Genomic DNA, 17,417 nt, shown 5'->3' on the forward strand with positions numbered 1-17,417 from the left:
AAATGACGGTCTCGACATATTACGACCGTCATTTTTTATATTATTCAAATTCCTTGCGAATCTTATCGCCATTTTCATCAAGTTTAGGTGCATCCTTCTCCAAACCATATGAGTTCCAAGTACCGTACTTCATCGGTGACCCCAGAACTTCATTGCCATCAGGCAACGTCTTAACCATGCCGCGGTCGATAATTTGATCAAGGCGGCGTGTTTTATCGACGTTTAGAACAAGACCTGCAGGAACTCCAGCTTCATGTAAAATTTTATCCCAATCTGTTGCAACTTTATTTTTGAGAACAGCTTGCATAACATCTTTAACTTTACGCCAATTTTTTTCTCTTAAGTCATTAGTTTCAAATTCTGCTTGCTCGATCCATTCTGGATGGTTCAAAGCATTGGATAAAAGTCCCCATAAGTGATCGTTACCGCAGCAAATAGCAATTGGAGCATCTTTACAATCAAAAGTATCGAACGGATACATGTCAGGGTGGCGATTACCAATACGGTGAGGAACTTCATGTGGCCCTAAGGCAAGCATGAGATCCTGAACCATTAATGAAAATGTCGAGTCTAGCATTGAGACATCAACTGTTGTTCCTTTTCCAGTGCGCTCACGTGCAACTAAAGCGGTCATAATTGCGCTATAGCCAATTATGCCAGCCACAACATCGGATACTGAAGTACCAACTCTAGTAGGTTTACCTTCAGGGGTACCAGTCGCATCCATTAAACCAGATACGGCTTGAATGATTGTGTCATAAGCAGCTTGCTTAGACCATGGACCATATTGTCCAAAGCCTGAAATCGAAGCAAAGATTAATTTAGGATATTTTTTTACCATTTCTTCTGGATCAAAACCCAGCCGGCCCATTACACCAGGGCGGAAATTTTCAACGACAATATCTGCTTTGGCAATCATTTTTTCAACCAATTGATGGTCTTTAGGATCTTTTAAGTCCAAAGCAATTGATTCTTTACCAGCATTACAGATTCTAAAATATTCACTTGAGCCATCGGCAAGGTAAGGTCCCATATGCCGAGTGTCATCGCCAGTTTTTCTTTCAATATGAATTACCCGTGCACCAGCATCAGCAAGCATCCGAGTACAAGTTGGTCCTGACAAAACGTGAGTAAAATCAATAACTAAAATCCCATCTAATGGGTAAGGTTTGGTTTTATCGAGATGTAAATTAGCTGCTTCAAGTTTTGCATAATTTGGTTCTACCATTTTTTCACGCTTTCTATTTACTCATCTACGCATATTTTAGTCTAATTTTTGTAAAGAAAAAACGAAAAGATTCATAAAATATGGAATGAATTTTTCTAAAAAAGCATCATTAAAACGCAAAATTATATTTAAATTATAGCAATATAAAGTTGACATAAAGTTTTAATCATAATATATTTTTTAAAAACATGAAGGGGATTACTTTGAAACAAAAAATTTTATGGTGGATACAGTTCTTCATCAATGAATGGTTTATGTTAAAATTATTGGTTTATTTGGCAGGCTTAGTGGATTATTTTGTAGACTATGATATTGAAGCAGGTTGGGATATTGTAATATGTTTTTTTTAGTAATTGTTTTCTTATTATTAGGATATGCATTTACTAAAAAATTTGAGAATGATTAAAGAGGACACGGAATGAAATTAAGAGGAAAAATTTTAATAGCTATTGTTTGAAGTAGTGTGAAAATATCTTAGAAAATTAACGTATTCAAACATAATAAGCAGACTAAACCAAAAGGGCAGAACTATATCAATCTTAGTCCTGTCCTTTTACTTTTTTATTCAAATTCTTCTAATTCAAGCATAACATTTTCCCATTCTTCATTTGCTTGGTCAATTTTATTTTGAACCTTAGTTAATTTTTCTTGTAATGGTCCTAATTTATCAAAGCTAGAAGCAATCTCTGGATTGGCCATTTCATCTTGAATTTCAGATGCTTGTTTTTCTAATTCATCAATTTGCTTTTCAGCATTATCAACAGCGCGCTGTAATTTTCTCTTTTGAGAATCACGCTGTTTTTGTTCTTGATATGACAACTTTTGCTCACTAACTTGTTTAACAGTAATATCAGCTTCATTGTCATTCAGATTTGTAGAAGCTGCAGCTTCTTGCTTAGCTTTTTCATCAAGGTAGTAAGAGTAATTACCGTCATATACTTTGGCATGTCCATTTTCAAATACGACAATCTTGTTAGCCAACTTGTTAATAAAGTAACGGTCGTGAGAAACAAAGAGTAAGGTACCATCGTAGTCTTGCAATGCTTGCTCCAAAACTTCTTTGGCATCGATGTCCAAGTGGTTGGTAGGTTCGTCCATTAACAAAAAATTATCATGTTCAAGTGATAAAACTGTTAAAGTTAAACGCGCTTTTTGTCCACCAGATAGTTGACCAACTGTTTTATCAATATCTTTAGCAGTGAATAGGAAACTAGCTAAAATTGAACGAACATCACGCTCAGGCATAGTCTTATGACGATCCCAGACAGTGTCAATTACAGTCTTAGATGGGTCGAGACCTTGAAGTTCTTGGTCATAGTAGCCGATATCAAGTGAAGCACCGTATTTAATTGAACCTTTCTTAGGAGTCAATTGCTTCATAATTGTCTTAAGAAGAGTAGATTTACCAATTCCGTTAGGTCCAATGACAGCAACACGATCCCCTTTATTAATTTGGAAAGAAATATTCGAAATCATTGTCTTGTCAGGATAGCCGACAGAAAGGTCATTGAAGATCAAGACTTCTTTTCCTGAAGGGCGTTCACTAGTAAAGTGAATTTTCACCTTACTCTTAGACTTCGGCGGGGTAATACGTTCAATTTTATCCAATTTCTTTTGGCGACTTTGTGCTCGTTTAGTTGTAGAGGCACGGACCATATTCTTTTGAATAAATTCTTGGTCTTTTTTAATTTCTTCTTGTTGCTTTTCATAAGCGGCTTGCTGCGTTTCATCGCGAAGTTCACGCTCAGCAACATATTGAGAGTAGTTACCAGTAAAGGCAGTCAATTTTCCAAATTGTAACTCGAAAATCTGCGTTGCCAAGTGATCCAAGAAATACTGGTCGTGGGATACAACTAAAATAGCACCGCTATAGTTCTTAAGAAAGCCTTCGAGCCAGTCTAATGTATCTAAATCCAAGTAGTTGGTTGGTTCGTCAAGTAAAAGTAAAGGTGGCTTCTTCAAAAGTAGCTTAACAAAAGCCAGTCTAGTTTTTTCACCACCGGATAAACTACCAATCATCTTTTGCCAAGTATTTTCAGGAAACTTAAAACCATTCAAAATACTCTTGATGTCAGATTGATATGTGTAGCCGCCTTCTTGTTCAAAGTCAAATTGCATCTGATCGTATTTTTTCAAGAGTTCTTGGTCTTCAGGATGATCAGCAATTTGCATTTGCATTTCTTCTAGCTTTTTTCCTTTATTAATCAAAGGAGTGAAGACTTCTTCCATTTCGTCCCAAATAGTCTTGTCTTCATCTAATGCATTTTCCTGAGCAATATAACCAACTTGAATTCCCTTATTAGTGGTGAATTCACCATGGGTTGGTTCTTGCTGACCAGTCATAATCTTTAATAATGTAGTTTTACCAACCCCGTTAGGTCCAACAAGACCAATACGAGCGTTAGAATCGATTGAAAAGTTAACGTTTTTAAATAATGTATTGGCACCAAATTGTTGTTCAAGATCGTGCCCTTGTGCAATAATCATAATTTCTTCACCTAACAATTATTTTAACATATGGATGAATTTTTTAGTTTCAATTAAATATATTGTGATTGTGAAAATATCGCTTGCAAAGATCCTCTAATACCAGGTATGATATATATGCTTGATTGTGTATTCACAAACATAAAGAGAATAGGAGGCTAACACTTTATGGAAAAAATAAAAATTCCAAAAGCCACCGCTAAGAGATTACCACTGTATTACCGTTACTTAATTATTCTTAATGAAGAAGGAAAGTCAAAAGTTTCTTCAACGGAATTATCTGAAGCGGTGCAAGTTGATAGTGCCTCAATTAGAAGAGATTTTTCTTATTTTGGCGCGTTAGGTAAGCGTGGATATGGATACGATGTTAAAAACTTGTTGAGTTTCTTTAAAAAAATCTTGAATCAAGATACTTTAACTAATGTTGCTTTAGTTGGAGTAGGTAATTTAGGTAGAGCTTTATTGAATTACAACTTTAAACGTAGTAACAATATTCGTATCTCATGCGCATTTGACATTAGCAAAGACATTACAGGTCGCATTTTGAGTGGAGTTCCAGTTTACGATATGGCTGATTTAAAGCAGCAATTGAGTGATCAGCAGATTTCTATTGCAATCTTGACTGTGCCATCTAGTGCTGCACAAAGGACAACTGATGAGATGGTGGAAGCAGGGATTAAGGGAATTATGAACTTTACACCAATTAGATTATCAGCTCCATCAAATGTTCGTATTCAAAATGTGGACCTAGCTACTGAATTACAGACTTTGATTTATTTCTTAGATTCAGAAAAAGAGAATGATTTATAAAATTGGGTAAATGCCTAAAGCAAAAACCACGCGGGTTAACGCGTGGCTTTTTTTATGCCGTTGTTCTACTTTTAATCAATTTAACTGGCAATTTATATTGCATTTGTTCAAGTTTTTTATTCGGATCACTAATTCTTTGAAGAAGTAAATCAACCAAAACTGTTGCAATGTCCTCAATTGGCTGAGCGATTGTTGATAATTCTGAATGGTAAGTTTGAATCTCTTGAGTTCCATCAAAGCCGATAACCTTTAATTCTTCAGGGACCTTAATGCCTAACTTAGCTGCTTCTTGTAACACCAAGATAGCGGTTAGATCATCTGTAGCGACTACGCCATCGGGATGATCGTCTTCTAGCATTTGATGAATACGCATATTTTTCAGTAAAACAGAATCAGAGAAGGCAACTGAGCGAATATGAGGTTCAAACTTGTTTTCTTTAGCAGCATCAAGATAAGCCTGCAATCTTTGGTCAGTTGGATTACCTTTTCTATTTTTATTTCCCAAAAAATAAATATTTTTGCAGCCAGCTTGTAATAAGTCATGAACTGCTAAATTGATTCCTTGATAATTATCGCAACTTACGATAGGTACCTGATTGGATAATTTTCTATCAAAAGATACAATAGGTAAGCCTAATTTTTGATATTCTTCAATCCCTAAATTGTGAGCACCAGCGATGATACCATCTACCTGATTGGCAGATAGCATTTTTAAATATTCGCGTTCCTTATCTTTATCTCTACCTGCGTTGCAAAGAATAACTTTATAACCTTTTAAGAATAGCTTTTCTTCAATTGTTTCAATTAATTCCGCGAAGAATGGGTTAGTAATATTAGGGAAAATCAATCCTACTAAGTTCATTCTTTTGCCTTGAAGAGAGCGAGCTAAAGAGTTGGGTTGATAATTCAACTCTTTCATTGCTTGAAAAACTTTATCTTTAGTCTTTTGACTTAAATAGCCATGATTATTAATTACTCTTGAACATGTAGTAACGGAAACCCCTGCTCTTTTTGCTACGTCAGATAACTTTACGGCCATCTTAATCACCTAATTACAAAATAGTTTTCATTTGCCAAAGTGTTGCTTGGTAGCTTGTTTCATTGTCAAAGACAATCTTTTGTGAGTCTTGGTTAGTGAAGAAACGACCGGTTAAGACGTGTTCACCACCGTTTACAAACACTTCGATTAATGAATGATCTACAAAAATATCTAAATCTAAATCTTTATTCTTAGCTAAAACAATCTTTCTACTAGTTCCGTAGTTGGCCGATACTTCGCCAGCTTTTGAACGATCTAACACTAATTCACCATTTTCAGTATCAAATGATAATTTAAGGTTTTCGCTAAGATCGCTGTTTGCTTGCAAATATAGATTGCCCTTTTGACCAGCAGAAATCTTCATCTTCAATTCGTATTGTTGACCAGCTTTAGTAGTTAATTCACGCTCATCAATGAAGGATTGTTCATTTTCACGTAATGACTTGATTGCATCAACTGGTTTTTGCAATAACTTACCATTTTCAATCGTTAATTCCTTAACTTGGCTCAAGCAATTAGCCCAATTTTCGTTATCAGTTGGATAGGAAATATCTGGTAATCCTACCCAGCTAACAGCATATGCTTTACCGTTAGGTGCATTGAAAGCTTGAGTTGCATACACATCGAATCCATCATCCAAGTTCTTTAATTGACTAGAATTCATTAACGTGTGGTTTTCTAAATCGGCTTGATCGGCTACAACGTACATATTAGGGTAGATATTGTCGTAGTCAGCTATTGACTTATCTAAGCCTTGTGGACAGAAAATCAAAACGTTTTTGCCATCAACTTCAACTAAGTTAGGGCATTCGATCATATAGCCCATATCTTTATCTGAAAAGTCTAAGAAACCAAGTTCTTTCCAATCCTTAAGATCTTCAGAAGACCAGACATCGACATGGCCATGCTTTTCTTTTTCATCTTGTGCACCTAAGATAGCGTAGTATTTTCCATCTTTCTCGATGATTTGAGGATCGCGGAAGTGTTCACTAATGTGATCAGGATTCTTAAATAAGATTTCCTTTTCGCCTAATTTGTTATCTTTATCCATCCAGACGCCAATTTGATAAGGGATGCGTTCCCAATCATCGGTGCGGTGGTTACCAGTATACATAATGAATAATTTATCACCAATTTGTTTAGCAGAACCAGAGTAAGCCCCGTGTGAATCAGCTTTTGCATCAGGTTCTAAGCCGATACCTAAGTTTTCCCAGTGAACTAGATCCTTTGATTTAAAGTGCCACCATGATTTAAGACCATGGACTGCTCCAAATGGAAATGATTGATAAAAGAGGTGGTATTCACCATTAAAGAAAGAAAAACCATTTGGATCGTTAACTAAACCAGATATTGGACGCAAATGATAGTGCATTTGTGCAGGAGAGTTTGCTGCTTGAGCTTGTAAATGAAGCAGAGTGTCTGCGTCCCATTTGTTATAAGGTAAGTATCTTTTTTCTTGTGTCCATTCCATAATTAATACCTCCGTGTAAGCGCTATTTCTAAAAATATTTTATTAGAAATGCCAATTTATGTCAAACGATTATCATATAATCAAAAGCCTATATTATCAGTGATTTTAGAATGACTAAAACTTTTTTGAAAAAATATATGTCAAACGATTGACATATTTTAAGAATACGCTATCATAGTTATTGAGAAAACAAATAAAAGCGTTTACATGTTTTTCGCGAGGGAGGAAAATTATGGACCATAAAAAAGTGGCTGAGCGAGTAATTAAGGATGTTGGCCGTGACAATCTTGTTGCAGCTGCTCACTGTGCTACTCGTTTACGCTTAGTGCTTAAAGATGATAATGACATTGATCAAAAGGCTTTAGATAATGATCCAGATGTAAAGGGTACTTTTAAGACCAATGGTCAATATCAAGTAATTATTGGACCAGGGGATGTTAATGACGTTTACGATGAGCTAATTAAGATAACTGGTCTTCAAGAATTGTCAACTGAAGATTTAAAGAAGGTTGCTGCAGGTAATCAAAAGAAGAATCCAGTAATGGACTTCATCAAGCTCTTGTCTGACATCTTCGTTCCAATCATTCCGGCCTTAGTTGCTGGTGGTTTGCTGATGGCATTGAACAACTTCTTGACTTCACCAGGACTATTTGGTCCTAAGTCAGTTGTTCAAATGTACCCAAACGCTGCCGGCCTTTCAGAAATGATTCAGGTTATGTCAGCTGCGCCATTTATCTTCATGCCAATTCTAGTTGGTATTTCGGCAGCCAAAAGGTTCGGTGCTAACCAATATCTAGGTGCTGCTGTTGGTATGATTATGACCACACCAGGTCTAGCAGGACCAACTAAGTTCTGGGATCTTTGGGGCTGGCATGTTCCTCAAACAAGTTACCAATACCAAGTTATTCCGGTTTTAGTAGCTGTGTGGGTATTGGCAATTCTTGAAAAGAACTTACATAAACGTTTGCCTTCAGCAGTTGACTTTACATTCACTCCACTTCTTTCATTAATGATCACTGGTTTCTTAACTTACACTGTTATTGGACCAGTCTTCAAGGGTGTATCTGACTGGATTACTGCTGCTATTGTATGGCTTTACAACACTACTGGCGCCTTTGGTATGGGTGTATTTGGTTTATCATACTCAGCTATTGTTACTACTGGTCTTCACCAAAGTTTCCCAGCTGTTGAAACTCAATTGGTAAGTCAATTCGCACAAAACCATGGTGGTGCAGGTGACTTCATCTTCGTTACTGCATGTATGGCCAATGTTGCCCAAGGTGCTGCAACGTTTGCAGTTTACTTCTTAACTAAGAACGAAAAGATGAAAGGTTTATCAAGTTCAGCAGGTGTATCAGCACTTCTTGGTATTACTGAACCAGCACTTTTCGGTGTTAACTTGAAGTACAAGTTCCCATTCTTCTGTGCCTTAATCGGTTCAGGTATTGCAGCCTTTGTTGCAGGATTAACTCACGTTACTGCAGCTTCAATGGGTAGTGCAGGATTCCTCGGATTCCTTTCAATTTACCCAAGAACTATTCCAGTTTGGATTCTATCAGTTGCTATCAGTTTCGTAATTGCCTTTGCACTTACTTACGTTTATGGTAAGTCACACTTGAAGGAAGAAGTTGCTGAACAAGATGTTCCAGTTAATGACGCAACTAGTCAAGCAGAAGAAACTCAAAGAGCTGAAAAAGTTTCTAAAGAACAATTAAGCTTGAAGGATGAAGTTATTGCTTCTCCAGTTGATGGTGAACCTGAAAGTTTGACTAAGGTAAACGACCAAGTCTTCTCAGCTAAGTTGATGGGTGACGGTGCTGCTGTAATTCCTAGTGATGGTACAATTTACGCACCAGTAACTGGTACTGTAACTATTGCTTACGAAACTAAGCACGCTTACGGTATTAAATCAGATGATGGTGCTGAAGTATTGATCCACGTTGGTCTTGATACTGTTAACTTGAAGGGTGAACACTTCGAAAGTTTTGTTAAGCAAGGTCAACGAGTAGAAAAAGGAGACAAGCTTGGTACAGTTGATTTAGATGCTGTGAAGAAGGCTGGTTATGATACTACTGTAATGGTAATCATTACTAACACTGCTAACTATGCTAATGTTTCAAGAATTAGTGATGCTGGTGACAAGCACGGCGACAATTTGATTGCTGTTACTGCTCACGAATAATTGCTTATACTCCTCTAGAAATTAAATATGCAATGAAAAAAATCGCTCAAGAAATATTCTTGGGCGATTTTTCATGCTATTCTAATGAAAAAGATAGGTAGTGATTTTAATGAACCAGAAAACAAAAAATATGTGGTTAGCTCTGCTCTTTTATTGGATCTTAGGAGCAGTCTTTGTCATTTTTGGTGGATTAGAAAATATTTCTAAAATATATGGTATTACTTTGCTAATTTTTACAAGTTTATTGATTATTCCAGCACTTTTAGTAAGTCTGAAAGTTAAGGTGCCCCATATTTTTGCTAATGGGTGGAGTTTTATTTTCTACTTTTTCTGGCTCCTTTCTTTAGGACTTAGCTATAAATTGCAAAGTTGGTTAGGGATTGTTTTCGTAGTATTTTTCATAGTTCTTTTCTTTATTTTAGGTTTGATTTTCACATTGCTTAAAACTTTACGCAGCAGAAAAAATGGCAAATACTATTTTACCGACGAAGAGCACAATAAAACTTACGAATATAGCAGTTTTGGAAAAGCTTATAAGAAATACTTGGAAGTCACTTTAACAGAAGGTGCAATTGATGCAGTTCTTACCGCTATTTTCTCTTGGTGGTAAAGAGGAAACCACTTAGCTAATCTATTTGACCACTTAGTCAAAACGGCTAGCTTTCCTTAATAAAACGCGGTGTAATAATGATATGGAAAATAAAAGATGAGGTGAAAATAGTGAAGGTGAAACTGGAAATTGATCCTGATAATCAAGAATCAGTCGTAATCATTAAAGCAAATAAGATCACGCCAGAAATTGAACGACTCTATCATAAACTCCAAGATGAATCTTCTCATCCTGACCAAATTACCGGAATAAGAGACAATAAAGCTTACTATCTTGATTTAAATCAAATTCTCTTCTTTGAGACTGCCGACAAACAGGTAATGGCTCATACTACAGACCATAGTTATGCTGTGAAATACAAATTGTATGAATTAGAAAATCTATTAGGCGGACAATTCATGCGGGTATCAAAATCGACAATTTTGAACCTTGATCAGATCTATGCTTTAACTAGATCAATTTCTAATTGCCAGATTCAATTTCATGAATCTTATAAAACCGTTTACGTCTCTCGACGTTATTATCGTGATTTAAGAAATAAATTAGATGAAAGAAGGACTAACTAATGAAAGCTAAATGGGGAAGAATTGTGTGGGGTGTTGGCTTTATTGCAGCCGCCATCTTTTTAGTGGTTGATCAATTAAATTTACTTCCAGTTGCAATCGGATTTTGGTCAATCTTTTGGACTGTTATCTTCACAGCAAGTTTAATCACATCACTTTTTAATAAGAATCTCTACGGTTCAATCTTTTCAATTGCATTCTTGTTGATTGTTTATGTTAAGCCGCTACATATTGAAGTTTTGTCACCTTGGACGATTTTACTTGTGGCGCTCTTAGCCTCAATCGGGTTAAGTTTGGTTTTTAGGAAAAGTTTCAAACCGACTGTGATCATCAACGGTGAGAGAGTTAATGCAAATTGGTCAGATTTAAAAAATGATCATTCTTTTAAAGCAGATAATGTTTTGAATGACACTAGCTTCGGTGTTAATAGTGACAATGTTGTAATTAGTGAAAAGATGTCGGATGCTTCTCGCTATGTTCATTCACAAAATCTGAAGACTATTACCATTAATTCAACGATGGGTGATATTGATGTGTATTTAGATGATGCTCGGGCTGCTGGGGATGAAGTAATTGTCAACATCAATAGTTCAATGAGTGATATTGCTCTCTATATTCCCAAGGACTGGCAAGTGGTTAATAACTTGCAAGGTGGCTTTGGTGATGTTGAGATTGATTATAGCAAGGCTGATGGTCCTAAGTTGATCTTGCAAGGTAAGCAGAATATGGGAGACCTTGGAGTACATCATATTAATAAGTAAAGAAGAAATTAGCACTTTTTATAAAAGAGTGCTAATTTTTTCTTGCATTCTTATATAAACATGTTAAACTAATAAATGTAAGTTAGCACTTGATAAATGTGAGTGCTAATCATTAACTAGAAAATAAAAAATTAAAAGATAATTCCAGGAGGTATTTGAACGTGTTAGAACCAATCGGAGATCGTGTAGTCGTTAAAGTTAAAGATGAAGAAGAAAAGACTGTTGGTGGCATTGTTTTAGCTTCCAATGCTAAAGAAAAGCCAACTCAAGGCGAAGTCGTTGCTGTAGGTAGCGGCGCATATGCTGACAACGGTGAAAAGTTGCCAATGACTGTTAAGACAGGCGATGTTGTTCTTTATGATAAGTATTCAGGCACTAATGTTGAATACGAAGGCGAAAAGTACTTAGTTCTTCGTGAAAAGGACATTTTAGCAATCGTTAAGTAATTGACTACTGGAATATAAATTAAGAGAAATAATCTAAACTAAGGAGTAATTAGTTTATGGCAAAAGATATTAAATTCGCAGAAAACGCAAGACGTTCACTCTTAAAGGGTGTTGATAAGTTAGCAGATACTGTTAAGACTACTATTGGTCCTAAGGGTAGAAATGTTGTTTTGGAACAAAGCTACGGCAATCCAGACATCACCAACGATGGTGTTACTATTGCTAAGTCAATTGAATTAAAAGACCACTACGAAAACATGGGTGCTAAGCTTGTTGCTGAAGCTGCACAAAAGACCAACGACATTGCTGGTGACGGTACTACTACTGCTACTGTTTTGACTCAAGCAATTGCTCGTGAAGGTATGAAGAACGTTACTGCTGGTGCAAACCCTGTAGGTATCCGTCGTGGTATTGAAAAGGCTACTAAGGCAGCTGTTGATGAACTTCACAAGATTAGCCACAACGTAGAATCAAAGGAACAAATCGCTAACGTTGCTGCTGTTTCTTCAGCATCAAAAGAAGTTGGTGAATTGATTGCTGACGCTATGGAAAAGGTTGGTCACGATGGTGTTATCACTATTGAAGACTCACGTGGTATTGAAACTGAACTTTCAGTAGTTGAAGGTATGCAATTTGACCGTGGTTACCTTTCACAATACATGGTAACTGACAATGATAAGATGGAAGCAGATCTTGATAATCCATACATCTTGATTACTGACAAGAAGATTTCTAACATCCAAGACATCTTGCCATTATTACAAGAAATTGTTCAACAAGGTAAGGCTTTGATGATCATTGCTGATGATGTTACTGGTGAAGCTCTTCCAACACTTGTATTGAACAAGATTCGTGGTACTTTCAACGTTGTAGCTGTTAAGGCTCCTGGATTTGGTGACCGTCGTAAGGAACAATTACAAGATATCGCAGCTTTGACTGGTGGTACTGTAATTACTGAAGACTTAGGTCTTGAATTGAAGGACACCAAGATTGATCAATTAGGTCAAGCACGTCGTGTAACTGTAACTAAGGACTCAACTACTATTGTTGACGGTAGTGGTTCAAAGGATGCTATTAAAGAACGTGAAGACTCAATCAGAAAGCAAATTGAAGAAACTACTTCAGACTTCGACAAGAAGAAGTTGCAAGAACGTCTTGCTAAGTTAACTGGTGGTGTAGCTGTAATCCACGTTGGTGCTGCTACTGAAACTGAACTTAAGGAACGTCGTTACAGAATTGAAGATGCCTTGAACTCAACTCGTGCCGCTGTTGATGAAGGTTACGTTGCTGGTGGTGGTACTGCATTAGTAGACGTTGAAAAGTCTATTAAGGACCTTAAGGGTGACACTCCAGATGAACAAACTGGTATCAACATTGTTCTTAGAGCATTGAGTGCACCAGTTCGTCAAATTGCAGAAAACGCAGGTAAAGATGGCGCAGTTATCTTGAACAAGCTTGAAAATGAAGATAACGAAATTGGGTACAATGCTGCTACCGACAAGTGGGAAAACATGGTAGAAGCTGGTATCATTGACCCAACTAAGGTAACTCGTACCGCTTTACAAAATGCTGCTTCAATTGCTGCACTTCTTCTTACTACTGAAGCTGTTGTTGCAGAAATTCCTGAAGAAAAGCCAGAAGCTCCTCAAGCAGGCGCACCAGGAATGGGTATGTAAAAGTTAGTTTATAATTTAAAGAGATAAGACATGAATACACTCTAGTGAAGTGATTACTAGAGTGTATTTTTTTGCGTTATTTTATATTTTCGAAAAAGTAGCACATAATCTATCCCTTAAGTTAAGCTGCGTTATTTAATACTTGAAATCAAACATTATTTGCAAGGTGTATTAATAACCTTATTTGCAAAATAAGACTATACTAAAAACAAGATGTAAGGAAAGGAGTTTAAAATGAATGAGGAAAAACAAACTGATTTAGAAAAAGCCGACATAAAAACTGTTTTGACTAAATTGGATGTTAATTCTCAAGTAGGATTAACTACTCAAGAAGTAAAAAAACGTTTAAATGAATACGGTCCAAACGATATTACCGCTAAACAAGAACCAATGTGGTTAAAGTTTTTGAAAAACTTCACTGGTCCAATTGCATATATGATTGAAGTTGCTGCACTTGTTTCTGCTTTTATTAGGCACTGGGACGACTTCATAATTATTTTGGCGTTATTACTATTTAATGCTTGTATTGAATTTTGGCAAGAAAGCAAATCTTCTAATGCCTTGGCAGCATTGAAAAAAGGTTTAGCCCCAACTGCTAATGTAAAAAGAAATGGCAAATTTGAAACAATTCCTGCAAAAGACTTGGTTCCAGGCGATATTGTAAAGGTGCGCCTTGGCCAAATTGTTCCAGCTGATATGCGATTTATTAGTGGAGATTATGCTTCAATTGACCAATCGGCACTAACAGGTGAAAGTTTACCTGTGACTAAGAAAACTGGTGATGAAGCTTATTCAGGCAGTATTGTTAAAGAAGGTGCAATGACTGGTGTTGTAATTGCTACTGGATCACATACTTTCTTTGGTAAGACAGCTAAATTGGTTGCCTCAGCTGGAAGTAAAAGTCGCGCCCAAGAAGCAATGTTTAAGATTGGTAACTATTTAATATTTGTGGCTGTAATTTTAGCCGTCATTATGGTTGCCTTTAGAGTTTACAATGACTTGGTTGCACATACATTTGGTTTGAATACCGCTTTAAGTATCTTGCAATTCGTGTTGGTCTTATTAGTAGCATCAATTCCTGTTGCGATGCCAACAGTCTTTTCAATTACATTGGCATTAGGAGCACTTAACTTATCAAAGAAGAAGGCAATCGTCTCAAAGCTTTCTTCAATTGAGTCAATGGCTGGTGTTGATATTTTATGTAGTGATAAAACTGGTACACTAACCGAAAATAAATTAAGACTAGGTAACACTGTCTTGATCAATGCAAAAGCTCCGCAAGATGTTATCTTGGTTGGCTCGCTTGCTTCAAATAAAAATAATAATGATCCCATTGATAATGCTGTTCTCAACGCATTGAAAGACAAGGATAAGCTTAATGAATGGGTGACTGATAAGTTTATTCCGTTTGATCCGGTAACAAAGAAAATGGAGGCTCATTTACATAATAAAAAGACTAATAAATCTCTTTGGGGAATTAAAGGTGCACCACAAGTTGTCGCAGCTTTAGCAACTGACGATCAGGTTAAAGATAAAGTTAATGAAATTACTGCTAATTTAGCTAAACATGGTTATCGTGCTTTAGGGGTTGCTGAAAGTACAGACGAAGGTAAAAATTGGACTGTACTTGGAATTTTATCAATGTTTGATGCACCAAGACCTGATTCAAAGAAGACGATTGCAGAATGTAAAGATGAAGGTATCGATGTCAAGATGATCACTGGGGATGATACAGCGATTGCAATTGAAACTGCTAAAAAGTTAGGTATGGGTACTAAGATTTATAATGCTTCAAAAGTCTTTCCGAAAGATCTAGATCCTAATAATGTTTCACCAAAAATAGCAAAATTAATTGATGAAGCTGATGGTTTTGCTAGAGTTTTTCCTGAACACAAATATGCGATTGTTAAAAGTCTACAAAAACAAGGGCATATTGTTGCGATGACTGGAGATGGTGTTAATGATGCGCCAGCTTTGAAACAAGCTGATTGTGGTACTGCCGTTGATGGTGCTACTGATGCAGCTAGAAATGCAGCAGCTCTTATATTGACATCACCGGGTTTATCAGTAATTCAAACAGCTATTATTGAGGCTAGAAAAATCTTCGCTAGAATTACTAGTTATACTGTTTATCGTGTGGCATTGACTATGAATATTATGTTCCTAGTTGTTTTGTCCTCAATTTTTCTCAATTTCCAGCCGCTTACAGCGATTATGATTGTGGTTATGTCACTTCTTGATGACTTACCAATAATGACAATTGCTTATGATAATACTTATATCAGTAAAAAACCGATTAGATGGAATATGAAGAGAATCTTGTCTACTTCTTCAATTTTAGGTTTGTTTGCTGTGATTCAATCAATGCTTTTACTTACCATCGGATGGTTATCAGTTAAGAACCCAGGTACAATTAGTTTCTTTACTGTAAATAGCACAGGACAATTACAAACGATTATGTTCTTGCAATTAGTAGCTGGTGGACACTTGCTATTATTTGTTACCCGTCAAACACGTTGGTTTTTCCAGAGACCATTTCCAGCTAAGATCTTATTCTGGGCGATTGTAATTACACAAGTTTTTGCAGCATGTGCTTGTTACTTTGGTTGGTTAGTACCCAAGATCTCATTAGGGATGATTGCTGAAGTCTGGATTTATAACATTATTTGGATGTTTATTTTGAATATTATCAGAATGTGGATTGAAAAAGTATATAACCATCAAGCAGCATGAATCGACAATACAACAAAAATGCTTAGTCATAATAAAATTACGGGTCTAATTTTGGACTAATAATTTCTTATTACTGAAGTAAAAGAAAAGAGGAAATTTAATTATGAAGACAAAGCAATTTCGTTACAGTAATAATATTTTTGATATTTCAAAAACTCCAACTTTTGTAGAAGATTCAAGTAAGGACCTTAAAAAAATCAAGGAGCAAATTAAGAAGAATGTAAAACGGATAAGAAAGGCTCAAGCTAAGTTATATGCCCGGCATGAATACAGTATTTTGATTATTTTACAAGGGATGGATTCTGCAGGCAAAGATAGTATGATTAAACACATTCTTTCAGGTGTAAATCCAAGTGGATTTAATGTTGCAAGTTTTAAGCAACCAACTGCTGAAGAATTGGCTCATGATTACTTATGGCGGATTAATAAAAAACTGCCAGCACGTGGACATGTCGGAATTTTTAATCGTTCCTACTATGAAGATGTATTAGCAACACGAGTTCACCCAGAAATTCTTTTGCATGAAGACTTGCCAAATATTCATTCATTGAATGATGTTGGTGATAAGTTCTTTAATAAGAGATATAAAGATATTCGCCATTTTGAAAATTACCTTACTAGAAATGGTTATGTGATTTTGAAGTTCTTCCTTAATATTTCTAAGCAGGAACAAAAGAAGCGTTTCATGGCAAGAATCGATACTCCAAGCAAGAATTGGAAGTTGTCCGCTTCTGATATTAGAGAAAGACAATATTGGAATAAATACCAAGCAGTTTATGAAAAAGCTATTAATTCTACCTCAACTAAGAAGAATCCATGGTATGTAATTCCATCTGATGATAAGTGGTATTCACGGTTAATCGTATCAGATATTCTGACTAAGCGGATTGAAAAATTACCATTAGCATATCCAACTATGTCACCAAACCAAGAAAAAGAATTAGAGTTAGCCAAGGAATTACTAGAAGATGAGGGGAAATATTAAGTAGATATTTACTAGTTGAATAGCAAAAAATGGTGGTTGTTATATGACCACCTTTTTTGATGCTTAATCTAGGTTGTGATGCAGTACTTGAATGTGTTGGTGCTGAAAGTGCTATCCAACAAGCAGGTCAACTTGCAAGAGCAGGTGCAGTTATTGGTAGAGTAGGTGTTCCTCAAACTCAACCGAATACTAACACAATGTTTTGGAAGAATGTTGGTCTACGTGGTGGTATTGCATCTGCAACTACTCACGACAAGACTTTACTTTTGAAGGCCGTTTTAGATGGTGAAATTGATCCAGGGAAGGTTTTCAACAAACGTTTTGATTTAGCTGATATTCAAAAGGCATACGAAGCAATGGACAAGCGTGAAGCGATTAAGTCACTTGTAATCGTTGCTGATAAGTAATAGAAATATTTTTTTAAAA

The 17,417-nt window shown here is 36.1% G+C and carries 14 protein-coding genes and 1 pseudogene; 11 read left to right on the forward strand and 4 right to left on the reverse strand.

What is annotated here, in order from left to right:
• Positions 1 to 40: 40 nt before the first annotated feature.
• A complete protein-coding gene (locus FC46_RS01755; RefSeq protein ID WP_057797326.1) occupies positions 41 to 1,228 on the reverse strand; it encodes a CaiB/BaiF CoA transferase family protein in 1,188 nt (395 codons plus the stop codon).
• 203 nt (positions 1,229 to 1,431) lie between these two features.
• On the opposite strand from FC46_RS01755, the gene FC46_RS10095 reads away from it, so the two are divergent.
• Positions 1,432 to 1,578 (forward strand): hypothetical protein, encoded by a 147-nt coding sequence (locus FC46_RS10095; protein ID WP_157046768.1) that lies wholly within the window; start codon positions 1,432 to 1,434, stop codon positions 1,576 to 1,578.
• A gap of 211 nt (positions 1,579 to 1,789) precedes the next feature.
• Here FC46_RS10095 and FC46_RS01760 read toward each other — a convergent pair whose 3' ends face one another.
• Positions 1,790 to 3,715, reverse strand: a complete 1,926-nt coding sequence (locus FC46_RS01760; protein ID WP_057797327.1) for an ABC-F family ATP-binding cassette domain-containing protein — start codon at positions 3,713 to 3,715, stop codon at positions 1,790 to 1,792.
• A gap of 168 nt (positions 3,716 to 3,883) precedes the next feature.
• On the opposite strand from FC46_RS01760, the gene FC46_RS01765 reads away from it, so the two are divergent.
• Positions 3,884 to 4,525: a redox-sensing transcriptional repressor Rex gene (locus tag FC46_RS01765; protein ID WP_057797328.1), complete on the forward strand. Its 642-nt coding sequence runs from the start codon at positions 3,884 to 3,886 to the stop codon at positions 4,523 to 4,525.
• A 52-nt stretch (positions 4,526 to 4,577) separates the two neighbouring features.
• On the opposite strand, the gene FC46_RS01770 is transcribed toward FC46_RS01765, so the two are convergent.
• On the reverse strand, positions 4,578 to 5,564 hold the full coding sequence (locus tag FC46_RS01770) for a LacI family DNA-binding transcriptional regulator (protein WP_057797329.1): 987 nt from the start codon (positions 5,562 to 5,564) through the stop codon (positions 4,578 to 4,580).
• 13 nt (positions 5,565 to 5,577) lie between these two features.
• Complete coding sequence (locus tag FC46_RS01775; protein ID WP_057797330.1) at positions 5,578 to 7,035, reverse strand: sucrose-6-phosphate hydrolase; 1,458 nt, start codon at positions 7,033 to 7,035, stop codon at positions 5,578 to 5,580.
• A 232-nt stretch (positions 7,036 to 7,267) separates the two neighbouring features.
• Between FC46_RS01775 and FC46_RS01780 the strand changes: the two genes are divergently transcribed.
• From FC46_RS01780 to FC46_RS01820, 9 genes and pseudogenes are all read left to right on the forward strand, one after another.
• On the forward strand, positions 7,268 to 9,217 hold the full coding sequence (locus FC46_RS01780) for a sucrose-specific PTS transporter subunit IIBC (RefSeq protein WP_057797331.1): 1,950 nt from the start codon (positions 7,268 to 7,270) through the stop codon (positions 9,215 to 9,217).
• Positions 9,218 to 9,326: 109 nt separating this feature from the next.
• Positions 9,327 to 9,827, forward strand: coding sequence for a hypothetical protein (locus tag FC46_RS10275; protein ID WP_412362747.1), 501 nt, complete (start codon positions 9,327 to 9,329; stop codon positions 9,825 to 9,827).
• Between the two features lie 110 nt (positions 9,828 to 9,937).
• Entirely contained in the window at positions 9,938 to 10,393 is a 456-nt protein-coding gene (locus FC46_RS01790) for a LytTR family DNA-binding domain-containing protein (RefSeq protein ID WP_201779047.1), read from the forward strand.
• Positions 10,393 to 11,151, forward strand: a complete 759-nt coding sequence (locus FC46_RS01795; protein WP_057797333.1) for a LiaF transmembrane domain-containing protein — start codon at positions 10,393 to 10,395, stop codon at positions 11,149 to 11,151. The genes FC46_RS01790 and FC46_RS01795 overlap by 1 nt, the downstream gene beginning before the upstream one ends.
• Positions 11,152 to 11,312: 161 nt before the next feature.
• A complete protein-coding gene (groES, locus tag FC46_RS01800) occupies positions 11,313 to 11,597 on the forward strand; it encodes a co-chaperone GroES (protein ID WP_057797334.1) in 285 nt (94 codons plus the stop codon).
• Between the two features lie 56 nt (positions 11,598 to 11,653).
• Positions 11,654 to 13,273: a chaperonin GroEL gene (groL, locus tag FC46_RS01805; protein ID WP_057797335.1), complete on the forward strand. Its 1,620-nt coding sequence runs from the start codon at positions 11,654 to 11,656 to the stop codon at positions 13,271 to 13,273.
• A 234-nt stretch (positions 13,274 to 13,507) separates the two neighbouring features.
• A complete protein-coding gene (locus FC46_RS01810) occupies positions 13,508 to 16,006 on the forward strand; it encodes a plasma-membrane proton-efflux P-type ATPase (RefSeq protein WP_057797336.1) in 2,499 nt (832 codons plus the stop codon).
• A gap of 103 nt (positions 16,007 to 16,109) precedes the next feature.
• Positions 16,110 to 16,991: a PPK2 family polyphosphate kinase gene (locus FC46_RS01815; RefSeq protein WP_057797337.1), complete on the forward strand. Its 882-nt coding sequence runs from the start codon at positions 16,110 to 16,112 to the stop codon at positions 16,989 to 16,991.
• 71 nt (positions 16,992 to 17,062) lie between these two features.
• Positions 17,063 to 17,398, forward strand: a pseudogene (locus FC46_RS01820) (zinc-binding dehydrogenase); the annotation flags it as partial.
• Positions 17,399 to 17,417: the final 19 nt, after the last annotated feature.

The organism is Lactobacillus kalixensis DSM 16043 (assembly GCF_001434335.1).
Classification (GTDB): Bacteria; Bacillota; Bacilli; order Lactobacillales; family Lactobacillaceae; genus Lactobacillus; species Lactobacillus kalixensis.